General features: G+C 48.0%; 23 protein-coding genes. 19 read left to right on the forward strand and 4 right to left on the reverse strand.

Annotated features, from left to right (window positions below; translation table 11 throughout):
* Positions 1-35 precede the first annotated feature (35 nt).
* The 8 genes from HP548_RS28825 (at position 36) to HP548_RS28860 (ending at position 7458) form a co-directional block, all read left to right on the forward strand.
* Entirely contained in the window at positions 36-281 is a 246-nt protein-coding gene (locus HP548_RS28825) for a hypothetical protein (protein ID WP_175383582.1), read from the forward strand.
* Between the two features lie 160 nt (positions 282-441).
* Positions 442-1317, forward strand: a complete 876-nt coding sequence (locus HP548_RS28830; protein ID WP_175383583.1) for a hypothetical protein — start codon at positions 442-444, stop codon at positions 1315-1317.
* Positions 1318-1425: 108 nt separating this feature from the next.
* A complete protein-coding gene (gene nikR, locus HP548_RS28835) occupies positions 1426-1893 on the forward strand; it encodes a nickel-responsive transcriptional regulator NikR (RefSeq protein ID WP_175383584.1) in 468 nt (155 codons plus the stop codon).
* Between the two features lie 353 nt (positions 1894-2246).
* Positions 2247-3890 carry an ABC transporter substrate-binding protein gene (locus HP548_RS28840; protein WP_175383585.1) on the forward strand — a complete coding sequence of 548 codons (1644 nt, stop codon included), beginning with the start codon at positions 2247-2249 and terminating at the stop codon, positions 3888-3890.
* A 41-nt stretch (positions 3891-3931) separates the two neighbouring features.
* Positions 3932-4927 carry an ABC transporter permease gene (locus tag HP548_RS28845; RefSeq protein WP_072735174.1) on the forward strand — a complete coding sequence of 332 codons (996 nt, stop codon included), beginning with the start codon at positions 3932-3934 and terminating at the stop codon, positions 4925-4927.
* On the forward strand, positions 4924-5907 hold the full coding sequence (locus HP548_RS28850; RefSeq protein WP_246318259.1) for an ABC transporter permease: 984 nt from the start codon (positions 4924-4926) through the stop codon (positions 5905-5907). Before HP548_RS28845 ends, HP548_RS28850 begins: the two co-directional genes overlap by 4 nt.
* Before the next feature lie 2 nt (positions 5908-5909).
* Positions 5910-6866 carry an oligopeptide/dipeptide ABC transporter ATP-binding protein gene (locus HP548_RS28855; RefSeq protein WP_175383586.1) on the forward strand — a complete coding sequence of 319 codons (957 nt, stop codon included), beginning with the start codon at positions 5910-5912 and terminating at the stop codon, positions 6864-6866.
* Positions 6856-7458 (forward strand): ABC transporter ATP-binding protein, encoded by a 603-nt coding sequence (locus HP548_RS28860; RefSeq protein ID WP_175383587.1) that lies wholly within the window; start codon positions 6856-6858, stop codon positions 7456-7458. The genes HP548_RS28855 and HP548_RS28860 overlap by 11 nt, the downstream gene beginning before the upstream one ends.
* Positions 7459-7678: 220 nt before the next feature.
* On the opposite strand, the gene HP548_RS28865 is transcribed toward HP548_RS28860, so the two are convergent.
* Together HP548_RS28865 and HP548_RS28870 are read right to left on the reverse strand one after the other, a co-directional pair.
* Complete coding sequence (locus HP548_RS28865; RefSeq protein ID WP_175383588.1) at positions 7679-8890, reverse strand: MalY/PatB family protein; 1212 nt, start codon at positions 8888-8890, stop codon at positions 7679-7681.
* 352 nt (positions 8891-9242) lie between these two features.
* Positions 9243-11243: a S9 family peptidase gene (locus tag HP548_RS28870; protein WP_175383589.1), complete on the reverse strand. Its 2001-nt coding sequence runs from the start codon at positions 11241-11243 to the stop codon at positions 9243-9245.
* A gap of 343 nt (positions 11244-11586) precedes the next feature.
* Between HP548_RS28870 and HP548_RS28875 the strand changes: the two genes are divergently transcribed.
* The 6 genes from HP548_RS28875 to HP548_RS28900 all read left to right on the forward strand — a co-directional run bounded on the left by HP548_RS28875 (position 11587) and on the right by HP548_RS28900 (position 15722).
* Positions 11587-12156: an STM3941 family protein gene (locus HP548_RS28875; RefSeq protein WP_083678977.1), complete on the forward strand. Its 570-nt coding sequence runs from the start codon at positions 11587-11589 to the stop codon at positions 12154-12156.
* 37 nt (positions 12157-12193) lie between these two features.
* Entirely contained in the window at positions 12194-13060 is an 867-nt protein-coding gene (locus tag HP548_RS28880) for an aldo/keto reductase (RefSeq protein ID WP_175383590.1), read from the forward strand.
* A 190-nt stretch (positions 13061-13250) separates the two neighbouring features.
* Positions 13251-13661: a GntR family transcriptional regulator gene (locus HP548_RS28885; protein ID WP_175383591.1), complete on the forward strand. Its 411-nt coding sequence runs from the start codon at positions 13251-13253 to the stop codon at positions 13659-13661.
* On the forward strand, positions 13654-14352 hold the full coding sequence (locus HP548_RS28890; RefSeq protein ID WP_163756133.1) for an ABC transporter ATP-binding protein: 699 nt from the start codon (positions 13654-13656) through the stop codon (positions 14350-14352). Before HP548_RS28885 ends, HP548_RS28890 begins: the two co-directional genes overlap by 8 nt.
* Positions 14349-15089 carry a hypothetical protein gene (locus HP548_RS28895; protein WP_063567683.1) on the forward strand — a complete coding sequence of 247 codons (741 nt, stop codon included), beginning with the start codon at positions 14349-14351 and terminating at the stop codon, positions 15087-15089. Before HP548_RS28890 ends, HP548_RS28895 begins: the two co-directional genes overlap by 4 nt.
* A 135-nt stretch (positions 15090-15224) precedes the next feature.
* Entirely contained in the window at positions 15225-15722 is a 498-nt protein-coding gene (locus HP548_RS28900; RefSeq protein ID WP_175383592.1) for an LURP-one-related/scramblase family protein, read from the forward strand.
* A gap of 151 nt (positions 15723-15873) precedes the next feature.
* Here HP548_RS28900 and HP548_RS28905 read toward each other — a convergent pair whose 3' ends face one another.
* The gene (locus tag HP548_RS28905; protein ID WP_175383593.1) at positions 15874-16767 is read right to left on the reverse strand and encodes a WYL domain-containing protein; all 894 of its coding nucleotides are present in this window, start codon (positions 16765-16767) and stop codon (positions 15874-15876) included.
* Positions 16715-18070: a helix-turn-helix transcriptional regulator gene (locus HP548_RS28910; RefSeq protein ID WP_163756139.1), complete on the reverse strand. Its 1356-nt coding sequence runs from the start codon at positions 18068-18070 to the stop codon at positions 16715-16717. The genes HP548_RS28905 and HP548_RS28910 overlap by 53 nt, the downstream gene beginning before the upstream one ends.
* A 512-nt stretch (positions 18071-18582) precedes the next feature.
* Between HP548_RS28910 and HP548_RS28915 the strand changes: the two genes are divergently transcribed.
* The 5 genes from HP548_RS28915 (at position 18583) to HP548_RS28935 (ending at position 25558) form a co-directional block, all read left to right on the forward strand.
* A complete protein-coding gene (locus HP548_RS28915; RefSeq protein ID WP_175383594.1) occupies positions 18583-20076 on the forward strand; it encodes a TROVE domain-containing protein in 1494 nt (497 codons plus the stop codon).
* Positions 20077-20101: 25 nt separating this feature from the next.
* Positions 20102-20905, forward strand: coding sequence for a nucleotidyltransferase domain-containing protein (locus HP548_RS28920; RefSeq protein WP_175383595.1), 804 nt, complete (start codon positions 20102-20104; stop codon positions 20903-20905).
* A 21-nt stretch (positions 20906-20926) separates the two neighbouring features.
* On the forward strand, positions 20927-22384 hold the full coding sequence (locus tag HP548_RS28925) for a methyltransferase domain-containing protein (RefSeq protein ID WP_175383596.1): 1458 nt from the start codon (positions 20927-20929) through the stop codon (positions 22382-22384).
* Entirely contained in the window at positions 22381-25059 is a 2679-nt protein-coding gene (locus tag HP548_RS28930) for a polynucleotide kinase-phosphatase (RefSeq protein WP_175383597.1), read from the forward strand. The genes HP548_RS28925 and HP548_RS28930 overlap by 4 nt, the downstream gene beginning before the upstream one ends.
* 247 nt (positions 25060-25306) lie before the next feature.
* Entirely contained in the window at positions 25307-25558 is a 252-nt protein-coding gene (locus HP548_RS28935) for an RNA-binding protein (RefSeq protein ID WP_063567677.1), read from the forward strand.
* The last annotated feature ends 192 nt before the right edge of the window (positions 25559-25750 follow it).

Raw genomic sequence — 25750 nt, forward strand, 5'->3', positions numbered from 1 at the left:
TTCTCCCGGTAAATATGCTGATTTCTCTATCTGACTTGACCAGAATACAAGTATGGAATATATTAGAAAAAGGTAATGATTCGATTCGAGATGATGACCATTTCGGCGAATCCCATATGGAACGGCTTATGAGGGAAGCACCCGTAAGAGCAGGCAATACGCCTGACTTGCGGGTGCTTTTTTTGTTTTTTGCCAGTTTGTATATCAGGGATCGTAATCGAGTCACCGCACAGACACATCCAGCAGGTTCTAACTATCAATTCATATTGAAGGGAGCATAAGAGAATGCAAACTGGAATTTTGGAGGAAAAGGAAAATCATCAGGTGGGTCTTTGTTCATGTTCAGTGCAAGCCAGGCAAAGCCGCATAATTGAGGGAAATGATGACAAGCAACAAATTATGAACCAATATCATATGAGGAGCATGAAGAAACATAGTTTCATGAGCAACCTTAGCAACCGATACGGGGCACGCCCTAACCTTTGCGCTAACGTATGGACGCGTATGAGTCTGGGACTCATCATCATCTTCAGTATCAGTGTGATTTACTATTCCTCCGCTGCTGAAGCGGCGGGTCCTGAGCTTGGCGTAACAGCCCAGAAGGCGTGGGAGACCGTGCTGAGCAAGGCCGATTCGCAGACCAAGTTGTCCCTGCAACGAGCGTACGAGAACGTTGGCAACTGGACGACGCAGGAACAAGCTTGGGAACAAAAGACAAAGACCATTCATGCCGCCAATACCAAGGAGCTGGAACAATTACGTGTGAGTATAAGGCAAATCGATGATGCAAAGATCGCTGGTTTAATCGAAAAGGTAAAACAAACCGAGGCACGGTATGAGTCTTTGTTTGCCTTGTACAGTTCAGTGAATAGGCAGCTCGATGCTACCAAAGCGATCAAAAACAAGGAATGGAGTGCGGCTATTCGCACCCAAGCGGATACGTTGAAACCAGTTGTTCAGCTTGCCCGACAAGACATTCGTTTCAAGAAAAAGGAGCTTGGAGAAGCCCGCAAACGAAAGAGCGCAGAAGTGAAACGGTTGCGTACTTTACTGGCTGGAGCTGATCCGGTGAAGAAGCAGATTCAAACGGGCAAAAAACAGGCGAGCCTATCGAAAGAGCGATATTCAAACGCGTTGCAGCAGTTTAAACAGAGTACAAAACTAGGCCAGTCATCACGCGTATTAAGCTCGTTGAACTCCTTATCCGCAGCAGCGGAGAAATGGGCAGGCTCCAAACAACATATCTATACACTGGAACAGAAGGTAAGTGCTACCTATGCCAAAGTCAGACAGGAACTGACCAAGAGACCTAAATAAAAGCGAGCTACATTATCCTTTTTGCCGCTACCGAGAAATAACAGGATAGTCGATGAGAAGACAGGACTGTGGTACACTCGAAGCAAACGAGGCGGCAGGAGGATATGAATGGCAGACAAAGAAGATTTGACCCGGTTCGGTGTGGCATTTCCCACGCCTCTGATCGAACAGTTTGACAAATATATTGAAGAGCAGGGATACAAGAACCGTTCGGAAGCTTTTCGTGATTTGGTCCGTAAAACATTGCTGGAGCCCTCTGCATTGCATTCCGAGCAGGATGTAGCTGGAACCATTGTGATGGTGTATGACCACCATATCAGTGATCTTCCTATTCGGTTAATGGAGCTGCAGCACGAGGCACACCACGATATTATCTCCAATATGCATGTGCACTTGAATCATGATCAGTGTCTGGAGGTCATTGCGGTACGGGGCAACCTAGGACGATTGCGTCATCTGCATCAGCAGATCCAGGTTCAAAAAGGAGTACTGTATGCAGAGCTGTCCGTAACGTATGTGGATGAGCTCAACAAAATGGCAAGCCACCACAGTCCTCGCAATCATGATCACAGCTAAAATTAACAAAGTCATCACCATCATCCTGATTCCTCAGCGAATTAACTTTTAAAAATTCAATAACCGATTCATTGGTTTTAGCCGACTTCGTCCATGGCACGTATTTAGAACAGCAGATTATTGGTCCAATACCGATAATCTGTTGTTCTTTTGTTTTGTTATAATACCTAACTTCAAATAGTGGATCATCTATTTACACCTCTATTAATCTCATTTAAATTCCCTGTAAATGAAAATAAATGGATTTTGAAGTTAAGTTTGTTGACACAATAAATCTATTTTGTGCTACAATTTTCAAAAAAAGTAACACAGAATTGGATTGAATCGTAAAAGTTAGAGGGGGAACAACGTAAATGCGTGAATTTTCATGGGGGAAACGATCAGTTAGAGCGGGAGTAGGCATTTTACTGATATGTACAGTTGGGTTGTCAGGATGTACACAGGTGACATCCTCAACAGAGAGCGTCCATCAGGCGGCGGCTTCTCTTCCCAAAGACGAATTGGTGCTGGCCGTTGGCACGGAACCGGAAGGTGGATTTGATCCCACTACAGGTTGGGGACAGTACGGTTCGCCGCTCTTTCAGAGCACTTTGCTGAAAAGGGATGCCAAGCTTCAACTGGTCAATGATCTGGCGACAGAGCATTCCGTCAGTGAAGATGGGCTGACTTGGACCGTCACACTCCGGGATGATGTAAAGTTCTCTGATGGTGAGCCACTGACGGCCGAAGATGTCAGGTTTACATTTGAAACGGCTGCCAAGAGTGGTTCGGTCATTGATCTTACCAATATGGCTGATGTGGAAGCACCGGATACAACAACTGTCGTCTTTACATTGAAGTCGCCGCAGTCCACGTTTATCAGTCTTCTGACTACACTCGGTATTGTGCCTGAGCACGCCTATGGTCCTGATTATGCCGAGCATCCGGTTGGGTCTGGTCCATACAAGCTGGTGCAGTGGGATAAGGGTCAGCAGGCGATCGTCGAGGCTAACGAACAATATTACGGGAAAAAGTCCACATTCCAAAAACTGACGTTCCTCTATCTGGATGAGGATGCAGCCTTTGCAGCGGCGCAAGCCGGAACAGTCGATATTGCGGCTATCCCGGCGGCATTCAGCAAGCAGCAGGTAAGCGGCATGAAGCTGGAATCAGTGAAAACAGTCGATAACCGGGGCATCATGTTCCCGATGCAACCCGCAGGGGCTAAGTCTGGTGACGGCCTGCCGGCAGGCAATGATGTTACATCCGATATCTCCATTCGAAAAGCGGTAAATGTCGCGATTGATCGCACTGCATTGGTGGAGGGGGTACTGGAGGGGCAAGGTCGTCCAGCCTACTCGGTCAGCGACGACCTGCCGTGGAGCAATCCGGATTCTGTTTTTGCAGATGGGAATCCCGATGAAGCGAAGCAGATTCTGGCTGATGGCGGCTGGGTGGATACAGATGGTGATGGAATTGTAGAAAAGAACGGCATAAAGGCCGAGTTCAATCTGATTTATTTTGCAGGGGATCTAACGAGACAATCTTTAGCGCTGGCTGCTGCGGATATGGTGGCCCAGGCAGGGATCAAGGTCAATGTAGAGGGAAAGAGCAGGGAAGAGACGAAAAAGCTAGCCTATACTAATGCCGTATTATTTGGGTGGGGAAGTCATGATCCGCTTGAGACATACAACCTCTACAGTAGTACCCATAAAGGGGAAGGTTACTACAACACTGGATTGTACAGTAACCCAACTGTGGACAACTGGATGCAACAAGCTCTCCAAGCGACAACGGAAGAAGAAGCACTGCCCTTCTGGCAGAAAGCGGAGTGGGATGGATCGACAGGATTTAGTTACCAAGGCGATGCGCCATGGGCATGGCTGGTGAACATTGATCATCTGTATTTGGTGAAGAGTGGTTTAAATATCGGTGAACAGCAGATCCATCCACATGGTCATGGGTGGCCTGTGACATCCAACCTGGAAGAATGGTCCTGGGAGGAAGAATTGAAATAGAAACGCTGCGGTAGCTTTAGCCTGAATTGGGGAGAGATTGGATGGAGGACAGGATGGGATGGGCCAGATTTGTCGGATTTAAAATGCTGCGGCTGTTATCTTTGCTGGCAGGAGTCAGCGTGGTGTCTTTTATATTAATGCAGTTCTCTCCAGTGGACCCGGTGGAGGCTTACATTGGTGGAGATATGATCAGGGTGAGCGCAGAACAACGCAGTCTTATTGAAGAACGTTGGGGACTCAATGATTCACCCGTAGAACGGCTGTTTTCTTGGGGGCAGGCACTAGTTCAGGGCGATCTGGGAACATCGATGATCTATAGACAGCCAGTTGCGGACATCATCCAGGAACGATTCATGAATTCTGTCGCTCTTATGGCGGTGGCATGGGTGTTATCCGGTCTGATTGGATTCGGTCTGGGTGTCGCTGCTGCTATGAGGCGGGATTCGCGGCTGGATCGTCTGATCTGTTGGTACTGTTACACACTGGCTTCCACACCGGTATTCTGGATTGCGCTGTTACTGCTCATGGTATTCGGTGTATGGCTTGGCTGGCTGCCAATCGGACTTGGTGTACCTGCGGGCATGGCAGCAGATCAAGTGACATGGGGAGATCGGGCCATGCACATGATTCTTCCTGCGCTGACGTTGAGTCTGACGGGCGTAGCCGCTATTGCCTTACATACCCGGCAGAAGCTCGTGGATGTGCTGGACTCCGATTATATTCTTTTTGCGAGGGCACGAGGTGAGAGAGGTGTTCAACTGTTTCGTCGTCATGGGTTCAGACATGTGGTACTGCCAGCTTTGACGCTGCAATTTGCTTCATTTAGTGAATTGTTCGGTGGAGCTGTGCTTGCGGAGCAAGTGTTTTCCTATCCCGGATTGGGGCAAGCAACAGTCCAGGCTGGATTACGCGGTGATGTGCCGCTGCTGCTGGGACTTGTGCTGTGCAGTGCAATATTTGTGTTTACAGGCAATATGCTGGCCGATATTCTGTACCGTATCATTGATCCGCGCATGAAGGAGGAGGCTATAGGATGAAACAGACATTAGAACGTCCCTCCCGGCCTGCGGCTCAGACTGCACAGCATCTGAAAGTTAACTCTCCCAAAAGTGAGGCGGGGAACAAGAGAAATTGGAGGCCAGTACATCCACGTATTCATGGTGGGAAAGGTTATTCAGGTGGCGGTATTCCTCGTTTTCGTAATCCGCGCAAATGGGCGATAATCTGGGGTGGCCTAGGTGTGATCTGGATTGCCACCGTGTGGCTGACAGGCAGACTGCTTCCCGCAGAATCGACGCTGACCTCATTAATGGATCGGAATCTGGCTCCAGCCTGGGCACATCCTTTCGGTACGGATTGGCTAGGACGAGATATGTTCTTGCGCACATTGAAAGGATTGGCAACGAGCATTCAGGTGGGATTACTGGCGGCTTGTGGCGGCGGACTTATCGCACTTTTGCTGGGTCTTGCAGCTGCTTCAGGGAAAGCTGTGGACCGGGTCATTTCATGGATCATAGACCTCTTTCTGAGTGTTCCCCACTTGGTGTCGCTGGTAATGCTAGCATTTGTGTTCGGTGGAGGGTTGCCTGAGGTGACGTTAGCCATTGCCCTGACTCATTGGCCGAATCTGGCCCGGATTGTAAGGGCAGAGATGATTCAGCTGAGATCAGCAGAGTATATTCACATCTCACGCAGATTGGGTCATTCGCGAATTCGTATTGCGGTGCAACACATGCTGCCTCATCTGATCCCGCAGCTATTCGTGGGAGTGCTGCTGATCTTCCCTCATGCCATTCTGCATGAGGCAGCGATTACGTTTCTGGGGCTGGGGCTGTCACCGCAGCAGCCAGCGATCGGTATTATTTTATCAGAGTCGATGAGATATTTGTCCGCAGGGATGTGGTGGCTGGCCTTTTTCCCAGGTCTCGCATTGTTGTTGGTTGTTCGTGCGTTTGATGTGTTGGGCGGTAGTCTGAAGACATTAACGGGAACCGGCAGTTCAAGGGAGGTGGTGTAGACATGGCGCTTCTTGAAGTGGAGGAAGTATCGGTTTCGTTCCGGCGTGCTCGGGGATGGTTTGGGCACGAGGAGACCCAAGTTATTCAGGATCTGAATCTGTCTGTCAATGAAGGGGAGATTGTCGCCGTCGTAGGGGCAAGTGGATCAGGCAAAAGTGTGTTGGCGCAGGCAATCATGGGCATTCTTCCTGCCAATGCGACGATAGAAGGCCGGATTAGCTATGCAGGCGAACCCTTGACCATGGACCGGCAGCTTCATCTGCGTGGAGATAAAATGGTGTACATTCCCCAATCGGTCAGTTATTTGGATCCGTTGTTGAAGGTGGGCAGGCAGGTTCAACCTGTAAGCCAAAAGACAGGGCGTAAGCACCGATCGACGCTCCGATCCACGATGCAAAAGGCAGAGCAGGAACTGACGGGACGTTATGGATTGCCTCAGGGCACGTCGGGCAAATATCCGTTTGAGCTGTCAGGTGGCATGGCTCGGCGGGTGTTGATGGCAACGGCCACCTCCGGTGATCCGAAACTCATTATTGCAGATGAGCCCACACCTGGCATTCATCCCGAAGTGCTGGCTGAAACGATGAAGCAATTTCGACAACTGGCCAATGAAGGCGTAGGCATCCTTTGGATTACCCATGATATTACGACTGCTTTGACGGCAGCAGACCGCATATCCGTATTTTACGCAGGCTCCAATGTGGAGACGGCGCAGGTTTGTGATTTTACGGGAAAGGGCGAAAGATTAAGACATCCATACACGAAGGCGCTCTGGAATGCATTGCCGCAAAATGATTTTCAACATCTGTCTGGTACCCAGCCTGCAGCAGGTCGGCAGCAGGTAGAAGGATGCTCATTTGCACCACGCTGCATTGGAGCGACGATGGCTTGCACGAACGAACGTCCTGAGCTGCGCAAAGTTCGTGGTGGGGAAGTGAGGTGCGTTCATGCCACTTGAAGCTAGAAAGACAGGGTATCGTTATGGTAAAGACGCTTGGGTACTTCAGGATATAAATATGAAAATACAGCAGGGGGAGGTCGTTGGCTTGTGGGGGCCCAGTGGGTGTGGAAAAACAAGTCTTGGGCGTATCCTTGCAGGGTATGTGGAACCGTTGGCAGGTCAAGTGCTGCTGGATGGGAAACCGCTGCCCAAAACCGGGGCCTGTCCGGTCCAACTTGTATTCCAGCATCCGGAGAAAGCGGTGAATCCACGCTGGCGAATGCGCCGTGTCTTGAAGGAAGCCATGATCGAGGATCAGGAGCTGCTCAATGACTTGGGTATCCAGACGAATTGGCTGGATCGAAGGCCCGGTGAGTTGTCAGGCGGAGAATTGCAACGATTCTGCGTTGCACGTGCACTCGGCACAGCAACTCGTTACGTGATCGCTGATGAGATGACCACCATGCTGGATGCGATCACACAGGCACAGATCTGGCATACCGTGATGAATATCGCGCGTCAGCGCAACCTGGGACTGTTGATCATCAGCCATGATCGGGAGTTACTGGACAGGTTATGCGATCGGATTGTGCAGATGCCAACTTCATAGCTTATGGTGTATAAACCGTTTTCCAATATAAAAGGGGTGTCCGAGTAGTCCATCATGAACATGAATCATGGATTTGACTACAGGGACAGCCCCTTTTGCAATTTTACCGAACTCAGCGCTTAAATGAAACGAGCGCGAGTTATTAGACGAAATTCTAGTTTCGTTGTTGGAACGAATTGAAGACACCTTATGCCTGATTCGTTAGCGTCTTTAATTTACTTTAACGTATTTCAACTTTCTTGGTCGACAGCCTGCCCATTAGCACAGACAATCTGCGCATGGCTTCTTCCACTGTTGAACGTGGGCAGGCTACATTCATACGCATGAATCCTGTGCCTTCTGCTCCGAAGATACTTCCATCATTGAAGGCGAGTCCCGCTTCCTTGAGCAGCATCGTACACAGCTGCGCATGTGGAATATTCAACTTTCGGAAATCCATCCACAGCAGGTAAGTCGCTTCTGGAAGTCGGATTCCGACTTGCGGCATATGCTCTGCGACATACTCCTGCACGTATTCCATATTTCCGCGGATATAGACAAGACAGTCATCCAGCCATTCTTCGGCACCGTTGTAGGCCGCTTCGGCTGCAACTGCTCCCAACGTGGAGATGTTGGCAAGTCCCATCGTTTTCACGCCCTGCATGAATGATTCCCGCAGCTGGGCGTTTGGAATGATGATATTGGAGGTGCAGAGACCTGGAATGTTGAACGTTTTGCTTGGAGCTGTACAGATGATGCTAAGATCAGCGACAGCTTCAGAAATAAGGGCCAACGGAGTATGCGCACCGCGTTGGTGTACCAGATCGGCATGAATCTCATCCGAAACGATAATTACATTATATTGCACGCAAAGTGCAGTAAGGCTTTGAAGTTCTTCATGAGTCCATACCCGTCCAATCGGGTTGTGAGGACTGCACAGAATTAACATTTTGACCCGACCCGTCTTCAGGCAGGATTCCAGATGTTCCAAATCCATGGAGTAATGTCCATCGTTCTCTACCAATGAATTGGTCATCAGTTCTCTGCCTTGACCACGTACCACATCATAGAAGGGTGCATACACCGGAGTCTGAATTACTACTGCATCTCCCGGTACGGTGAACCGTTGTACAGCAATGCTGAGTGCAGGCACAATACCTGGGGTGAATACAACCCATTCATTGTTAATACTCCAGTTGTGACGGCGCTCCATCCATCCCGATAGCGCAGCGTGATACGCATCTGTTCGCACCGTATAGCCAAAAATCCCATGTTCCATTCGAGTCTTCAGCGCTTGAATGACCGACGGCGGAGCGGCGAAATCCATATCAGCAACCCACATGGGGAGTGCATCCGCAACGCCAAAGATCTCCTCAAGCGCATCCCATTTCTCTGATCCCGTGGAGAGCCGATTAATCGGCTCGTCAAATGTATGATTATTGTTCTTGCTCATTGCTTAAATCCCCCTTGAAATCCGTTCCTTCGACTACAATCGACAGATTATTATCTAATAAATTTGGTGATTTCGCAACTTGTAACCAGCAGATGGATTCCATTTTATATAGGGCTGCTTCCATGATTTTGTTCATGCAATAACAATGATTCGAGTGTGCGTATGGACAGTGAAGCAGTAACTGTCCCATATCCAAACATCCAAACAGTAAAAGCCACCAGAGAAGGTCAGGATATGACCGATTCTACTGGTGGTTTTTTTGCTGATCCTGAATTCTTCTCGCGCAGGCAGACATGAAGAGCAGGAGGAAGAATATTTATTTTTATTTCATAAATGTGATCTTATGATGGCGTTACAAGTGCTCGTTAAACCATCCGGCAATATGCTCCAGACGACGTACCCTTAAGTGCGGGTGACCTCCACGGGACAGCTCGTGATTGGCTCCCGGGAAACGAACGAACCGAGTGGTCTGTTTGCGCCGCTTCAAGGCAACATACAGTTGTTCAGCCTGTTCAATCGGACAACGCAGATCCTGCTCACCATGCAAAATCAGCAGCGGCGTGCTGACATTACCCACATATGCAAGCGGGGAGTGTTTCCATAACTTCTCGGTGTCATCCCATGCATTACCGCCAATCTGGTCTTCCGTGAAAAAGAATCCAATATCACTGACTCCGTAGAACGAGAGCCAGTTAGAGATGGAACGCTGAGTGACGGCTGCCTTGAAACGGTCAGTATGTCCAACGATCCAGTTGGTCATGAAGCCACCATAGCTGCCGCCAGTGACGCCCAGACGGGACTCGTCGATAAACGAATATCGGGACAACGCATAATCCATGGCTTCCATCAGATCACGATAATCCCCGCCGCCATAGTCACCCCGGCAGGCATTCACGAATTGCTGCCCGTATCCGAGCCCACCTCTTGGATTGATATATACAACAGCATAGCCCTGTGCTGCGAGGATCTGGAACTCATGCATAAACGTAAAGCCATACATCATATGTGGACCGCCATGAATCTCAAGGATGGTTGGGACTTTGACCCCTTCCACCATGCCAGCCGGTTTGAGCATCCAGCCTTGCAGTCGCAGGCCATCAGAGGAATCGAACCAGAAGGTCTCCGGTGTGCTAAGTTGGATTTCTTCATCCAGTTGAGGATTGCTATGGGTCAATTGTATAGGCTCGGCCCCAACTTCATCAGGTTGGGTATACAGAAAGAGATCACCAGGATGAAGTACGTCTGCTACGCCTGCCACAATCTGTCCATTTTCCAGCATAGCAAATTGATAGAACTCTTTCTCGTCCGGCAAGATGTATTCGGCATGACTGCCGTCCCGTGCAAATCGGGCAATCCGGACGCTACCTTCAATAGTAGCAAGACAGAGAATGGATAAACCATCACGACTGAATACCGCGCCCGTATTAATCAGGTGTGAACGCATATCACCAACGAGGCTGTGATTGATCTGGACATCCCAATCCTTGCTCAGACATACGGGTTGGCCGCCTGAGATCGGAAGGGTATAGAGCTTGACCAACGTAGCATTTCCATAGGAGCGGTCGCTGGCAAGCAGTGCAAGGGATTGTCCATCAGGTGCGTACGTCAGCCGGCCGAAAGAGTATCCTTCCGGGGTCAACTGCTGCACGTCAGATCCGTCAGCCTTGGCGCGATACACATGGTTCGTCAGGGTGTAATCGTTATGCTCCTCGCCCTCTTCCGGAAACTGAGCGATCCAGGCAATGGACTCTCCATCCGGCGACCACGCATAATCCCCAACGTCATAATAGCCTGTAGTTACAGGAATCGCTTCTCCGCCTTCAGTTGGAACACGGAAGAGATGGGTTCGTCGCCCGTTCCACAGTCCACCGCTGTCAGATTTCATTCGAATTCGATCCACGACAAGTTCTTGCGGCATTTTTTTATCTATGTCTTCCGTTTCATCTTCGTCTTTTTCACTCATGTCCACAGATGACTTAACAAGCAAATTGAGCCCATCTGGTGACCAGAGCAGGGAGCTGACGCCATGCTTCAAATGACTGATTTGTTGTGCTTCTCCACCATCTGAGGCGATCAGCCACACTTGTGTTTTGCCTTCATGCTCTCGTAAAAAAGCAAGCTGTGAACCATCCGGCGACCAAGCAGGAGCGTGATCCTTATCCCCAGATGTGAAAGGTCTTTCCTTCTGGTTCTCCAGGTTAAGGAGTCTCAGGTGAGAAGAATAACCGTCTCGTGCTTCATTTGTTTTCCGACTTACATATACCAATTGTCCGCCCTGAGGAGACGGAGTTGGATCATTAACCCATGTAATTTGAAAAAGATCTTCCGATGTTATGCCGCGCAGACTCTTCATTGTTTGTCCTCCCACCACGATTCAGATTGTTTTAATTTCCTAACCTTTCCATTTATATTAACGGAAAGCATGAGGCAGGACAACACGATTCTAACGAACGTACTCCTATTTCTTAACAATATCGCCTGTGCCCGAAAGGAATTATTGGAAGCATGACGAATCCTAATGTTGAATAGTCATGAAATAGACGAAAAGCTGTCTGAAAATGATGTTTAATGTCAGTTGAATATGTTTAATGAACAATGCTATTTAAGTATATTTGGTCATCCAGCTCATTTAATGAGCTGTACCCCTTTTATATAGATCATTCTTGTCTCAGTCACCATGAAGGAGGAGCATCACTTTGTCCACATCCTATGATCAACAGCACGTGGAATACCCGAGCCGGAAACGAATGGCATGGCTTACAGTAGGGGCGGCACTTTTTGTAGCAGCCGGATTTTTTTTGATGTTTGATGATTCTTCAGCCAAGGGATCTGCCATTTCTTCCGTTATAGGCTTGTTCTCCATTTTATTTTTTGGGCTTTGTCTCTGCTACAGCCTGGTGAAGATGATTAAGAAGGAACCTTCCTTTGTTGTCGATGAGCATGGGTTTGTGGATTCATCTTCTTACACATCAGGAGGGTTAATTGCCTGGAAAGATGTTGAGAATATTTTTATGTATGAATTCATGGGACAGAAGATGATTGGGGTTAAATTGTGGGACGAGAAAGCGTTTCTGGATCGTCAGAATGGGATGAAGCGCAAATTAATGACGGTAAATAGCAGCATGGTCGATGCTACGGTAAGCATTGCCCAGAGCAGCCTCACGTTACCACTGGATCAGTTGTATATCATGATGGTGGAGCGTTGGAAGCGATCGAATGAAAGGGCGAGTGAAGGGAGTAGCTTTGATCTGTTTAATAATCAATAGATAGGAAGAAGAGTATTCTCAGATTGGAGGAGTACAGATGCAACAAGGAAATCAGATGCGTACGATCCAGCTACCCGATGGGACAACATTACCTGCAATCGGACAGGGAACATGGTACATGGGTGAGAAACAATCCAGTCGGAGAGAAGAAGTTCAGGCACTGCGTCATGGTATTGAACGTGGAATGACAGTAATAGATACGGCTGAGATGTATGCTGAAGGCGGGGCGGAAGAGGTCACTGGTGAAGCGATAAAAGACTGTCGCGATGATGTATTTCTGGTATCCAAGGTATATCCTCACCATGCGGATCGGAAGCAGATGATTAGCGCTTGTGAGCGCAGCCTTTCGCGTTTGGGTACAGATCGCTTGGATCTGTACTTGCTGCACTGGCGTGGAGGTGTGCCGTTGGAAGAGACGGTTGAAGCTCTGGAACAGTTGAAACAATCAGGCAAAATTCTGCGCTGGGGTGTCTCGAATCTGGATACAGAGGACATGCAGGAGCTCTGGAACGTTCCAAGTGGTCAGCATTGTGCAGTGAATCAGGTGCTGTATCATGCAGCTTCTCGTGGTATAGAATACGAGCTTCTTCCCTGGTTGAGGGAACGCCGTATTCCTGTGATGGCATATTGTCCACTGGCCCAGGGAGGCAGGCTTCGTAAAGAGTTACTGGAGCATTCAGTCATCCGTGAGATTGCTAAGGATCGAGGAGTCAGTCCTTCGCAAATTGCGTTATCCTGGGTTATTAGGGATGGAGACATACTGGCGATCCCGAAAGCTGTACAGCTGAATCATGTTGCGGAAAATGCTGCGGCGATGGATGTTATTTTGACCCAAGATGAAATGGTTCGGTTGAATGAGGCATTCCCTGCACCTAAGGGCAAAGTGCCTTTGGATATCGTATAGAAAACTTCTTGTCAGACCGATTACATCATACAATGAACGAAGTTGAAAGAATCAAGAGTAATAAGAGCAGATCTGAGGATCTGTTCTTTTTTTTGCATTTGAAGCCATTTTAAATAAATGGGCTTTACAACAACAAATCACTAGTGTACTATGTAACTAACACACAGATACAGAGAGGAGCGAGGACATTGTGAGCATCGAATTTGACAACAACTTGCCAATCTACCTGCAGATTATGCAGTACATCAAAAGACAGATTGTGACCGGAACACTTAAGGCAGGCGATAAAATTCCTTCGGTTCGTGAGCTCGCGGCCGAATTACAGATCAATCCCAATACAGTACAGCGAACATTTCAGGAGTTGGAGCGGGAAGAAGTGGTTGAAACCAAGCGAGGTCTGGGTCGATACGTGACAAGTGAGGAGTCGAAAATTATGACGATCAAAAAAGAGATGGCTGGTGAATTGCTGGAGCGTTTTCTGACAGGAATGCAGGAACTGGGCATCGAAGAACAGGATATCGTAAATATCGTGGCGGATGCCGTTGCAGAGGGAAAGCAATCACTGCATCGTAATGGAAGAGGAGGAACAGGGAATGAGTAATATTCTTGAGCTGAACCATGTGAGCAAAACGTATGGCGGCAAGAAAGCACTTCATGACATCACGCTTGATATCGCACCAGGCCGAATTGTAGGTCTGCTGGGCAGTAACGGCAGCGGTAAAAGTACGTTGATGAAGCTGGTTGCAGGGCTTCTGCACCCCAGCAGTGGAGATGTTCGTGTTACGGGAAAAGCGGTTGGCTTGGAAACGAAGTCACTGGTATCCTTTATGCCGGACCGCCCGTTGACCGAGAATTGGATGAAGGTACGGGACGCGATTGCGTATTACCGCGATTTCTACGCTGATTTTGATCAAGAGAAAGCGAGAGAGATGCTTGATTTCATGAAGCTTGGAGAGGGAGATAAGGTAAGACATCTGTCGAAAGGCATGAATGAACGACTGCAATTAACACTGGCTCTTTCCCGTAAAGCTCGTCTTTATTTGCTCGATGAACCGATTGGCGGGGTAGACCCGGTTGCCCGTGGCAAAATTCTGGATGCGATTGTGAAGTTCTATGACGAAGACAGCAGTCTGATCATCTCTACACATCTCGTAACGGATATTGAACGGATTTTTGATGAAGTGATCTTCATCCGTGAAGGCGAATTGGTGATGCGGGAAGAAGTGGAGACACTGCGTCTCAAGTACGGTAAAAGTGTGGATGAGATGTTCAAGGAGGTCTATGCGGAATGATGACATTGCTGAAGTATGACTTTAGAAGGAATTGGAATACGCTTTTGGCTGGGTTAGCCGTATTGATTATCGTTCAAATTGGGCTGGCATTGTTTTTTTCTGAAGTAACAGGGAGTGTTATAGGTGTCATTGCATATGTCGGAGCAGGTGTGGCCATTTATGTGAAAATGATCAAGACATACCGATCCAATATCCGTTCGTTCAACCGTCGTCTTGTGCCGGTAACAGGGCTGTCTCACGTCTTGTCTCCGATCATATTCGGAACACTCTGCTGGTTGGGCTTAATGGTTGTTGCTGCCATTCACTACTTTATTTACAGTACAACGCATACAGGGATTAACTTTACCAGCTACATTAACGATTCGGGTATTCATGTTTCGGAGATTCTTAATGTGTTGCTGTTTCTCTGGTGGGTGGCTATGTTCAGCATCATAATCATCTTCCTCTCCATTTCTATCGGAGGCAGCTTCCGCTTTAAAACAGGACCATGGATTAGTATTGTCGCATTTTTCGTACTAGTCAATGTCATTAGCTGGCTGGAGAATATCATCTTCTCGGGTCGTTTTAATTCGAACGAATTATTTCATTTCACTGAAGAAAGCACAGCGCTCTCCTTTACGTCCAATCGGATTACATGGTCAGATGGAACATGGGCCAGTATTATTTTTGAAATCATCGTGGCTGTGATTTTGGTTGGTGTTGCTGTGTATCTGAATAATAAAAAAGTTGAAGTTTAAGATAAGATTCTGTCAGCTGCAATTTAGCTGGCAGATTTTTTTATTTGAAGCAATTCCCAGTTCTTATACGTAAATAGGGATATATGTCGTTTTACAATATGGGAGAAGGTTTATTTCTTGTAAGGGAGGAATTCCATGGAACTCTATTTCAGAGATAATTTCTTTAATGCAGGGTACACCGAGATTATGAACCATGAACAGGAACAGGCAGGTCATCTCGATTTGAAAAGTGCCTTTGGTTCATCGCTTGATGTATTCGATAACTCGGGACTCATTTGCAGTGGTAAATTCCGCATGTTTAGTAACCGTTGGGATGTGACCTCAGCCGATGGAAGGGAGTGGGGTGTCTTACGGGCGAGGTTCAGCTTTTTCAGTAAGAAGTATGAGTACGATGCAGGACCGCGTGGTGTGTATGATGTCTCCGCGCCCGCGTTTTCACATGAATATGATATCACCGGGATGGGCGGTAAAGTTGTGGCAAGCTTCAGGCGTACAAGTGGCTGGTTCGGTTCAGGCGCATTTGTGTTAGACAACCAATCAGAACATCTGGATACGTATGAATTGATAGCGGTTGTGATGGGTGTGCATGCGATTAATAAAAGAAGGAACTCGGCTGCCGGTAGTGGCGCGTAGAGAAAACATATGAACAAAGAGGCTGTCCCTCAGGTCGTTAGTATAACGGGGGACAGCCCTTTTTGTATTATATTATTCTAATGAAACGAACACACCCTATTTGTCCCCCTATGCATAAGTTGGACGTTTAACGAATCACAACTAACAAGAGCTATGCAGAATCACTGCCGTCTGCATTGGCGAAAGGCTTTTCAATGGTGTGGCTGCGCACTCCTCCAGAAGTCCGTTCAGGCAGTGCTTCAAGTTCGGTTTCCGCATAGCGTGCCAATACTTTTGCGGCTGTCTCGGACATTCGCTCTCGAAGCGCAGCATTGTCTGCAATCCGTACCCGTTTGCCCAGAAAACGCATTTTGGACAGCACATAATCCATCTCATTCCGCGGGATGGTCAGTTCAATGCGGTACGTCTGTTGGGCTTCCACAAATTCCACCTGCTTCTCGAAGCAGGAAAAGGCATACAGAATTCGGGACAACTCCTGATTGAACTCCGGCAGCACTTCGATCATTAAGGTCGTCTTCCGGTTTTCCGTTAAAATCGCGATTTTGGCAGCATATTGAGAAGCAGTTTCCGGTTGAAGCGGCTGAGCTTCCGCGGTAATGATGCTGTGCAGCTTGGTGGACATCAGTTTGTTGTAGAGTGGAGCATACCAGAGTACGTACCATTCTTTTTTGACCATGGAATATTCGAGCTTGTAGGGGTATCCAAACTGATCCTGGCTGATTCGTCCATTGCGTACACGCCCTGTCAAGCGAAACCCCTGATGATGCAAAATCATCTGCCGTAATGGTTTGAGCAGCGGATGAAAGACACTGTTTTCTTCACTTTTGGCTTTTTCGGTCAGGTAATCCTGAAGGTCCAGATCCTGCTCTGCATCCAGCATGTCATGCATTTTGTGCAACGTGTCAGGGTTTATTGCTTCTGGTGCGGCAGGGTGATTCAGCATCATGCGCAGCCAGGCCCGTTCCTGGGATGTCCAGGTGAACAGTCCGGTTTCATTCAATCTCGTCATCATCTGGTAGTTGAACATCTTCTCGAACAGATTCATAATATTGCGCAATCTCCTTCCATTCCTTAATCATCTCCTGACGCAGCCTCTGTGGAGCGATCACCTCACAACTTGAGCCAAAACTCCGAAGCCACGGCTTAATCTCGGTGATACCGTTGACCTGGATTTCATACAGAAAGGTATGTTCCGTTTCGGGCGTAATCGTTCCCCATTGGCCTTGCAAACGAACCCGATCCAGAATGAAGTTACGTTGGCTGTCCTGAGGATGGAAGAAGCGGGCTTGAACCGTTACGGTGTTCCCCGTATCCACTAGCCAGCTGTAGCGGCTGATCTCGGCCCACTGTTGTTTCAATTCGAGCATATATCCTTCTTCAATTGAATCCTGTTCCTCCAGCTGTGTAATGCCTTCCATGCGGAATTTCACAAAGCCTCGGCGTCCCTGATATCCAATGACATACCAGCGGCCATACTGATGGTCATAGACCACTTCAAGTGGTACGATCCGGTTGGACCGTCCGCCTGCTTCCCGTTCAAAGCGTGGATTCGTATTCTGCGAGCTGTAGCTGGACGGTTTTTTGGGTGAATAGTACAGAAACTTGACATGTTTTCGTTGGCGAATTGCACTAAGCAGAGTGTACAGATGTGCTTCGTCCAGAATGCGTGAATAATAGTGGTATTTATATATGAATGGCTCGGTGGCTTCTTCCTGCGGATAACTTGCGGCAATGGCCTTTTTGAGACTGTCCCGCAATATATAGCCTTGTACGGACGGAACCTGAGTGTTTGCCATAATATCCACAAAATCATACAACTCCAACTGTTCTTCCACGGATAGACCCGTAAGTACGTCCTGCTGCAAAAGGTAACGATATGGCCTGCCGCCAGGTTCCTTGCGGATCACCCCCACTTCTTCAAGATACTTCAAATCGGAGCGAATGGTCTTTTCGTCAGGCAGCGCCAGTTCCTCTGGAAGTTCAGCGCAGCAGGCATCCAGTAATTCCATTGCGGTTAAAGCTTGATCTTGCAGGGTATGCAAAAGGACAGAAAGTCGCTGCACTTCAGTCTCTTTCATCGACTTGGCTCGAAAGAGGAAGAGCAGCATAGGCTCAGCAGATTCTCCATACTGGAAGCGAACAAGGTCCGCCATTTCTTTGTTTGGTTCCGAGCCTGAGCGTTGGTCAGCGACGGTCTGCATGATTTCTTTTAATCTACGCTGGGTTTTATCAAAAGTATGTACGGATATACCAAGCCGTTCGGCATATTGTTTACGGTTGTACGCACCACTTGTCAGGGACAGCATACGCAGAAATTGAATTTCTTTATCAAAGCTCTCTTTAGCCATGAATATTCACTCCTTGGTGGCCTGGAGTCAGGCGAATGTATGGATGACTATGTTGGCAGAACAATTCTTCGTTATATAGAAACATTGGTGATCTTCCCATTTACTATATCCCTACATTGTATCAGGATGAGTGGCTGGTTTCATTTTAAACTTATGGATGTTTGAATCAATTTCCTAGTACCTTTAGCTGCTTCAATCGTTACAAAACGATAATTTAATGAGTTATGAAATTGATTCGTCGCCATACTTTCGCCATGTTCGCGTGCAAATGTGTGAGGCATAATAAGGTTGTGAAGCGGGGCAGCAACAAACTCTGCGGATCAAGGTTCCGAGGCGCCAGGGAGGGTTACTTCGACTGTTAATCGACCAGGTCGTTGGTTCGAATCCAATCGCCGCCGTTCATGGCGGTGTAGCTCAGCGGTAGAGCGGGTATTATACCTTCCCACCTTTTTCCTCGGAACATTTTATTATGGAATATCAGTAAATAGACTCACACCGGGAGGTCATGAGTGATGAGCAGAGCAAAACAATTATTTAGTCAACCTCAGCCAACGACACGTAATCATGGGGACTACGGAGCCTATGACCGTTTGGTGGAGGAACAATATATACAGATGTTGATGACCAATACATTGAACAATACGTTTTATGCAGACACACAGCAACTGATGGATGATGCGATGGTCAGTCATCAGGAGATGGCTGAGGTCGATGCAGGGTTTATGGCGCGGGCGCTGGTCTATGCTCGTAATGAAGGCTTGATGCGGTTACAGCCTCTATACGGGCTGGCACTCTTGTCCAAGGTGGACCCGGATCAGTTTGCGAAAGTATTCTCCAAGGTGGTACAGACACCGGCTGACTTGGCCGATTTTCTGACGATTCTAAGAGGAACGGGGCGAGGACAGGGCGGTCGAGCGGTGAAGCGCCAGGTGAGTCAATTTTTGAACGGCATCACTGAATATTGGGCAATCAAATACAACGGGCGCGGACGTGGATACAGTCTGGGCGATATGATCGCTACAGCACACCCCAAGCCGACAGATATGAAGCAGCAAGCCTTGTTCCGTTATTTGCGAGGACATGAAGTGGATCTTACAGACCTGCCGCAGTTGCAGGCGCTGGAAAAGCTGAAGGCTACCCCAAACCCTGCAAGTCGGATGCATCTGATCGAAAAAGGAAAACTGCCGTATTCGGTGGTCACATCGATCATGCAGCCGACACGTACGGTATGGGAGGCGTTGATGTCTCAGATGCCGACCTTTGCATTGTTACGTCATCTGAATGCAATGGATCGGGCGGGAGTGTTTGAAAAATCGAAAAATATCGATTACGTAACGGGTCGTCTAACGGATGCAGAAGCCCTGCGCAAGTCGCGCATCTTACCTTTCCGATTCGCCAGTGCATATGAAATGATCGCAAGAGAAGAGCTGCGCTCTGCTTTGCGGGAAGCGGTGGAGCTATCCATTGGCAACCTGCCATCGTTGCCGGGAAGAACCGCCATTTTCCTGGACCGCTCCGGTTCCATGCAAGGGGATTATTTGCGAATTGGATCGGTGCTGGCACTGGCGCTATATAAACAAACACGAGGCAACTCGCTGTTCTGGTTATTCGACCATATGGTTGAGGATGCTCGTCCCAAGATGGATGAAAGTATCCTTTCCCAAGCTCATCGGATTCGCGCACAAGGTGGAACCGACACGGGACGGCCTGTACGAGAGCTTCGGGATATTGGAGAGAAAGTGGATCAGATCATTATGATCACCGATGAACAGCAGAATGAAGGCAGTCCGTTATATGCTGAGCTTGTACGTTATCGGCGGATGATGAATCCGGACCTGAAAGCATTTATTGTGGATATTGCACCTTATCAGCAGGCAATGGTGCCGCCACGGGATGGCAATACCTTTTATATCTATGGGTGGAGTGAAACGGTACTGACGTATATTGCTGAGACTGTAGCGGGATATGATACACTTGCGAGCCGGGTGAGAGAGATAGAGATTTAAATTGGAAAATGTGGAGGCCATAGAGATGACTCATGTTCATGAAGAAATGAGAGATACGATTAGACAGCAGCTGAAGCAGATCGAACAGGAGGAGCAGGTGCGGATCATCTATGCCTGTGAATCGGGCAGCCGGGCATGGGGATTTCCTTCACAGGACAGCGATTATGATGTTCGTTTCCTGTATGTGAGATCGCTGGAATGGTACTTGTCCATTGAAGATAAAAGGGATGTTATCGAACGCCCGATCAGTGATCAGCTTGATATTAATGGTTGGGATTTACGCAAAGCTTTGAAGCTGTTTCGCAAGTCGAATCCACCACTGCTGGAGTGGCTGCAATCCCCGATTCAGTATGACGAACCGTACAGCGTGGCAGAGCATATTCGTGGACTATCGCCTTTGACCTTCTCGCCAAAGTCCTGTATGTACCATTATCTGAATATGGCGAAGGGAAACTTCCGGGATTATCTGCAGGGTGAGCAGGTGAAGATCAAAAAGTATTTCTATGTGCTGCGCCCACTGCTCGCCTGTGGCTGGATCGAACGTTATGACGCGATGCCGCCGATGGCATTTGAAGAGCTGGTGCAAGAGCTTGTTCCTCAGAGCGCGCCGCTCTATACGGAAATCCATGAACTGCTGCGCCGGAAAAAGGCGGGTGAGGAACTCGACCTGGAACCGCAGCTACCTGCGATACATGCTTTTTTGGCGGAGAAGATCGCGCATTTTGAAAAACTGGCCGCCCAGCTGGAGAATGAACAGATTATTCAATATGAAGAACTGGACCGGATTTTCCGTTTTGCACTGCAAGAGGTGTGGGCGGCAAAGGAATAACAAGGAGAAGGAGGAGAACTGATGCATCTAATGTTGAAAGCAAGAGGAGCAGGGTCAGGAGCTGTATCGCGTTTGCTGGCGAAGAATCCACATAACGTATATGACCGGATGGAAAAAGGTGTACGCGTACGAATTGTGTACATCACCGATACTGAGAGCGAAATTGAAGTGCTGATTCATGCCGAACCTGACCCTGTTGATCTGGTAAGAGGCACTCCGAACGGTTACGACATCACACAATATATTAATGACCGGGAATTTGTGACGAGCAGTCTGTTCTGCTCCTACATACGTCCTGCACTGGGGACGGCGCTGAATGGTAAACCGAAGGAAGACTATGTGCAATGGGTGGAGCATCCGTTCGATATGGAACTGTCATTTGGACCTGTTGCATCGGACCTCCCTGATCGGGTTGTGGAGGAACTATTCTCATCACTCGGCTACGCGGTTACCCTTGAGCGAGATGAGTTGTCTTATACGTTTGATCTGAAAAAGAAAAGCTCAATCCGTCGTATTAGGCTGCATGGACAGGTCACGGTGCAAAATGCACTGCGTCAGTTATTTCTGCTGATCCCAGTGTTGGACAACTACAAACATTATTTCATCAGTGAAGACGAGATTGATAAGATCAAACGTTATGGCGAAGGATGGCTGGAAAACCATCCGTTGAAAGAGCTTATTGTCCGACGTACACTGCGATTTTCTGAACTGATTCGGAAGTATGAGCTTCAGGAAGGGGCTTTGTCTGTTTCGGTTGAGCAGGCAGGTGAGTTGAATCAGATTTCGGATAAGGATATCAATGAGAGTGATGAGGGGATTCAAGATGGCTCCGCAGGTGAGGTTGAGCGATCTGAGTCACCAGTGAGTTTAAATGAACTGCGTTATCGTGCAATCACGGAAGTGGTTACAGGTCTTCCAGTCAAACGGCGTATTGTCGATATGGGAGCCGGGGAAGGGAAGCTTTCTGCTCGCTTAGCCTACATTTCGGGCGTGGAATCCATTCTGGCCGTTGAACCATCAGGTCAGTCACGGCTTCGGGCTATGGAGCGCTTTGCGAAGTTGGAAGATCGCAGTGGGGTAATTGCTATGCCGGAGCCTGTGATCGGTTCACTCTATTATTTTGATGAACAGATGCAAAACCAGGATGTCATGATCCTGTGTGAAGTGATAGAGCATATCGAAGCGTATCGCTTGAACGGAATTATGGATACCATTATGAATGATTATCGACCTGATGTGTTGCTGGTGACGACTCCGAACAAAGAGTACAACGAAGTGTATACGATGGAGCAGGAGAGCTTCCGTCACCATGATCATCGTTTCGAGTGGACTCGGGCGGAATTGGCTGAACGATGTGAGGAATGGGCACTTCAAGGGAATTATACTTTTGAAATACGGGGTATTGGTGATTACGCAGAGGAATACGGACAACCTACACAACTGGTCATTTTTGAGCGGAGAAAGGAGAATGGATCATGAAGAACAACAGGAAGCCTAATGAGATAGAAGATACAATCAGGTGCCAGGGCGATGAGGCGAATGCCTTGGATCGAATACAGCGTGAAATTCGCTTGCCGCATTCAGGCATCGTTGTTCTGGTGGGGCCTTCGAACAGTGGTAAAAGCACGTTGTTGGATCGTCTCATTTTAGAAGGTGTCATCCGAAGAACCGAAGCAGTCTCATCTGACCAATTCCGAATGTTAATTGGAGATGACGAGTATATAGATTGGAAACATCGGCCTCGTAGCGAAGCAGACGTAATCTATGCCGAGTATCACCAGGTATCTGCCAGGGCGTTTGAAGCGATGGAGGCGATACTCGCAACCCGCTGCCGTCTGAACAAGCTGACCTGGGTTGATGCCACCCATCTGTATCCAGAGGATCGTCAGCGTTTGATTCAAATCGCCAGAAAAGCTCATGTACCCGTGATTGCTGTCGTACTGGATATCCCTGAAAAAGAACTGCTCGAACGTGATGTTCAGCGAGAGTATCCGCGCGGACGTCAGAGGGTGAAACAACAGGTGCAGCAGTTTAAACGAACACTACGCTCCATCCGTGAAGATGGCTTCGACGCTAATTATGTTCTGAAACAGCCTGGTGAATTCTCGTTTATCCGTACATCCAACCCCCTTGTGATTGATATAGATACAGGTATCAACATCATTGGAGACATTCACGGCTGTTATGATGAAATGATGGAATTAATTCTGAAACTCGGATATGAGGATAAAGATGGAAGTGGTCTTTACTATCATCCGGAAGGACGGAAATTGGTTTCAGTTGGAGACGTAACCAGTCGGGGACCAGAATCGTTAAAATGTCTATTGTTCTGGCAGCGGCATTGTGCATCCGGACTGGCCTACATGATCGACAGCAATCATGGCTGGAAGATAGGACGTTATCTGGATGGTCGTGACGTGACGTTAAGTCATGGCGATGAACATGTGGAGGCTGAGCTTATTCAGTTGGAGCAGGAGCAGGGCCAAGAGACGGCACTGCAAGTACGAGAAGAACTAAGGACATTTCTACTTGATGCGCCATCGCATCTTATTTTTTCAAGAAATGGCGTGCGTCAGGTGGTTGTAGCACATGCAGGGATTCGGGATCACTTTATCGGGAAACAGTCCAAACGCATTCAGGATTATTGCCGCTATGGTGATGTGGAGGGAACGGATGAACACGGCAGACCGATTCGCAAGGATTGGTACGTAGATCACACTTCGGGTGAATGCATTGTCTGGGGACACGATCCGCATCCATATCCCATGATAGTGAATGATACGGTCAATATTGATCAAGGCGTTGTCTTTGGTGGTATGCTCACAGCGTGGCGGATGCCTGAACGCGAAGCAATTAGTGTTCCGGCAAAGCAGGATTACGCTGAAGATTTGGACAGTCCACTTAAACGTTGGGAACGGCGGAGATTTGCACCTCCGAACTTACGTAAATTCAAGGAAGGATTCACAGTGCAAACCGGGTCCCGGCTGGATGTATCCATTCATGCTGAGGTCGCGAAGGCGGCGATTGATACGTTTTCCCATTTTACCGTACCTTTGGAGGAACTAGTTTATATCCCACCTACGATGAGCCCACCACCAACAGCTTCTTCGGTAGAAGGGTATTTGGAACATCCACGGGATGCGTTCCAGTACTACCGATCTCAGGGTGTTACTCGGATGGTAGCGGAGAAGAAACATATGGGAAGCCGTGCCATTATGCTCCTGTTCCGAGACGAACAAGTAGCGGAGAAGCGGGTGGGAAGATCAATGCTGGGGAACATTGTGACCCGGACAGGACGTTCCTTTTTTGACCGGACGATTGAGCAGAAGGTGTTATCAAGATTACATGCGGATTTGATCGCAGCGGATTATTTTGACCGTCATCAGACGGAGTTCGTATTACTCGATGCAGAGATTGTACCTTGGAATCTGAAAGCGCGGGAGCTGATCTCATCGCAGTATGCACATGTAGCGGAGGCCTCATTGATGGATCGGGAATTGGTGGTAACCAAATTGCGTGAAGCCGAGATGGCAGGCCGAGATGTGGGGGAGTGGTTGCAGGACACAGAACGTAAGCTTGCCAATGCTAGAACATTCCGCGACGTATTTCAGAAATATTGCTGGGATGTAGAGGACATCGGAGATATTCGTATTGCGCCGTTTCATACCTTGGCACATAGCACCGGAGCGTTCTGGGATCAGACACATGAATGGCATATGGAGCAAAATCGTGAGTTCTCTCGGATGTCTACGATGATGATGGAAACAGAATATCGCGTAATTGCAGGTAGGGCAGATGAAGATGAGGTCATTCGTTGGTGGGATGAAATCACGGCAGAAGGACATGAAGGTATTGTCATCAAGCCGGAAACATTCCGTGCCTGGAACGGCAACAAAATGATCCAACCTGCGATTAAAGTACGAGGTCGTGCGTATTTGCACATCATTTATGGCATGGATTACCTTGCACCGGATAATTTGTCCCGGCTCAGCAAACGCAAAACGTCCAAAAAAGAGCGCCACGCTCTGATGGGAAGTGCCTTGGGCATGGAGGGAATCGAGCGTTTTGTGCGCATGGAGCCCGTGGAAAGGGTGCATGAATGTGTTCTCGGGACATTGGCTCTGGAGTCTGAACCGGTGGACCCACGTTTGTAACAGGATCGATGAAGCATGAGACTTCTGATTCCTTTAGATGCAAGGTAATAGGGCAGGTTTGGTATATCCAAGCCTGTTTTTGTTTATTTTTCGTCAAAATATTTCATTAAAGATAATTAAAATTAGGAGTTTTAACGTTAATATAAATAACTAAAGCCCTATATGTTTCCAATCCATTCTGGGTAATAATTAATAGTAAGCAAGTGGTCATTGGAATCTCACAACGTAACGATAGGGGGTAACCTGTATGGCGTCAATGATTCTGCTGGTGAAACAGACGGAAGACGATGAAAAGGTTATTTATCGATTCGGACCGAATGAGCGGAAGATGGGACTCATTGAAATGAATAAGGTCAAGGAAAGTGTGAAGGAACTGGAGCCTGTTCAGGTGGAGGGTGTCAGTCCGAGTTTTTATTTTAATCGGGCCGCGCAGCGACTGGTTCGATGTTTGTTCAGAGAAGGTGGCAAGTTCCCTGAACGGACGACATGTGAATCTTAGTAGTCAATTCAAATGAGTCATGGAGACTTAGCTCAAATTTTCTATCATATATTCATTAATAAAGAAGTCCAGGCACATCCGTTGAAGGGTGTATCTGGACTTCTTTTTGTATTCCATATCTAGATTAACTTGTTCAGAATCCGTTCAGAACGACCTGATATATTGATAAAACATGGATGGAAAATGTCTTGT

The organism is Paenibacillus taichungensis (assembly GCF_013359905.1).
Taxonomy (GTDB): domain Bacteria; phylum Bacillota; class Bacilli; order Paenibacillales; family Paenibacillaceae; genus Paenibacillus; species Paenibacillus taichungensis.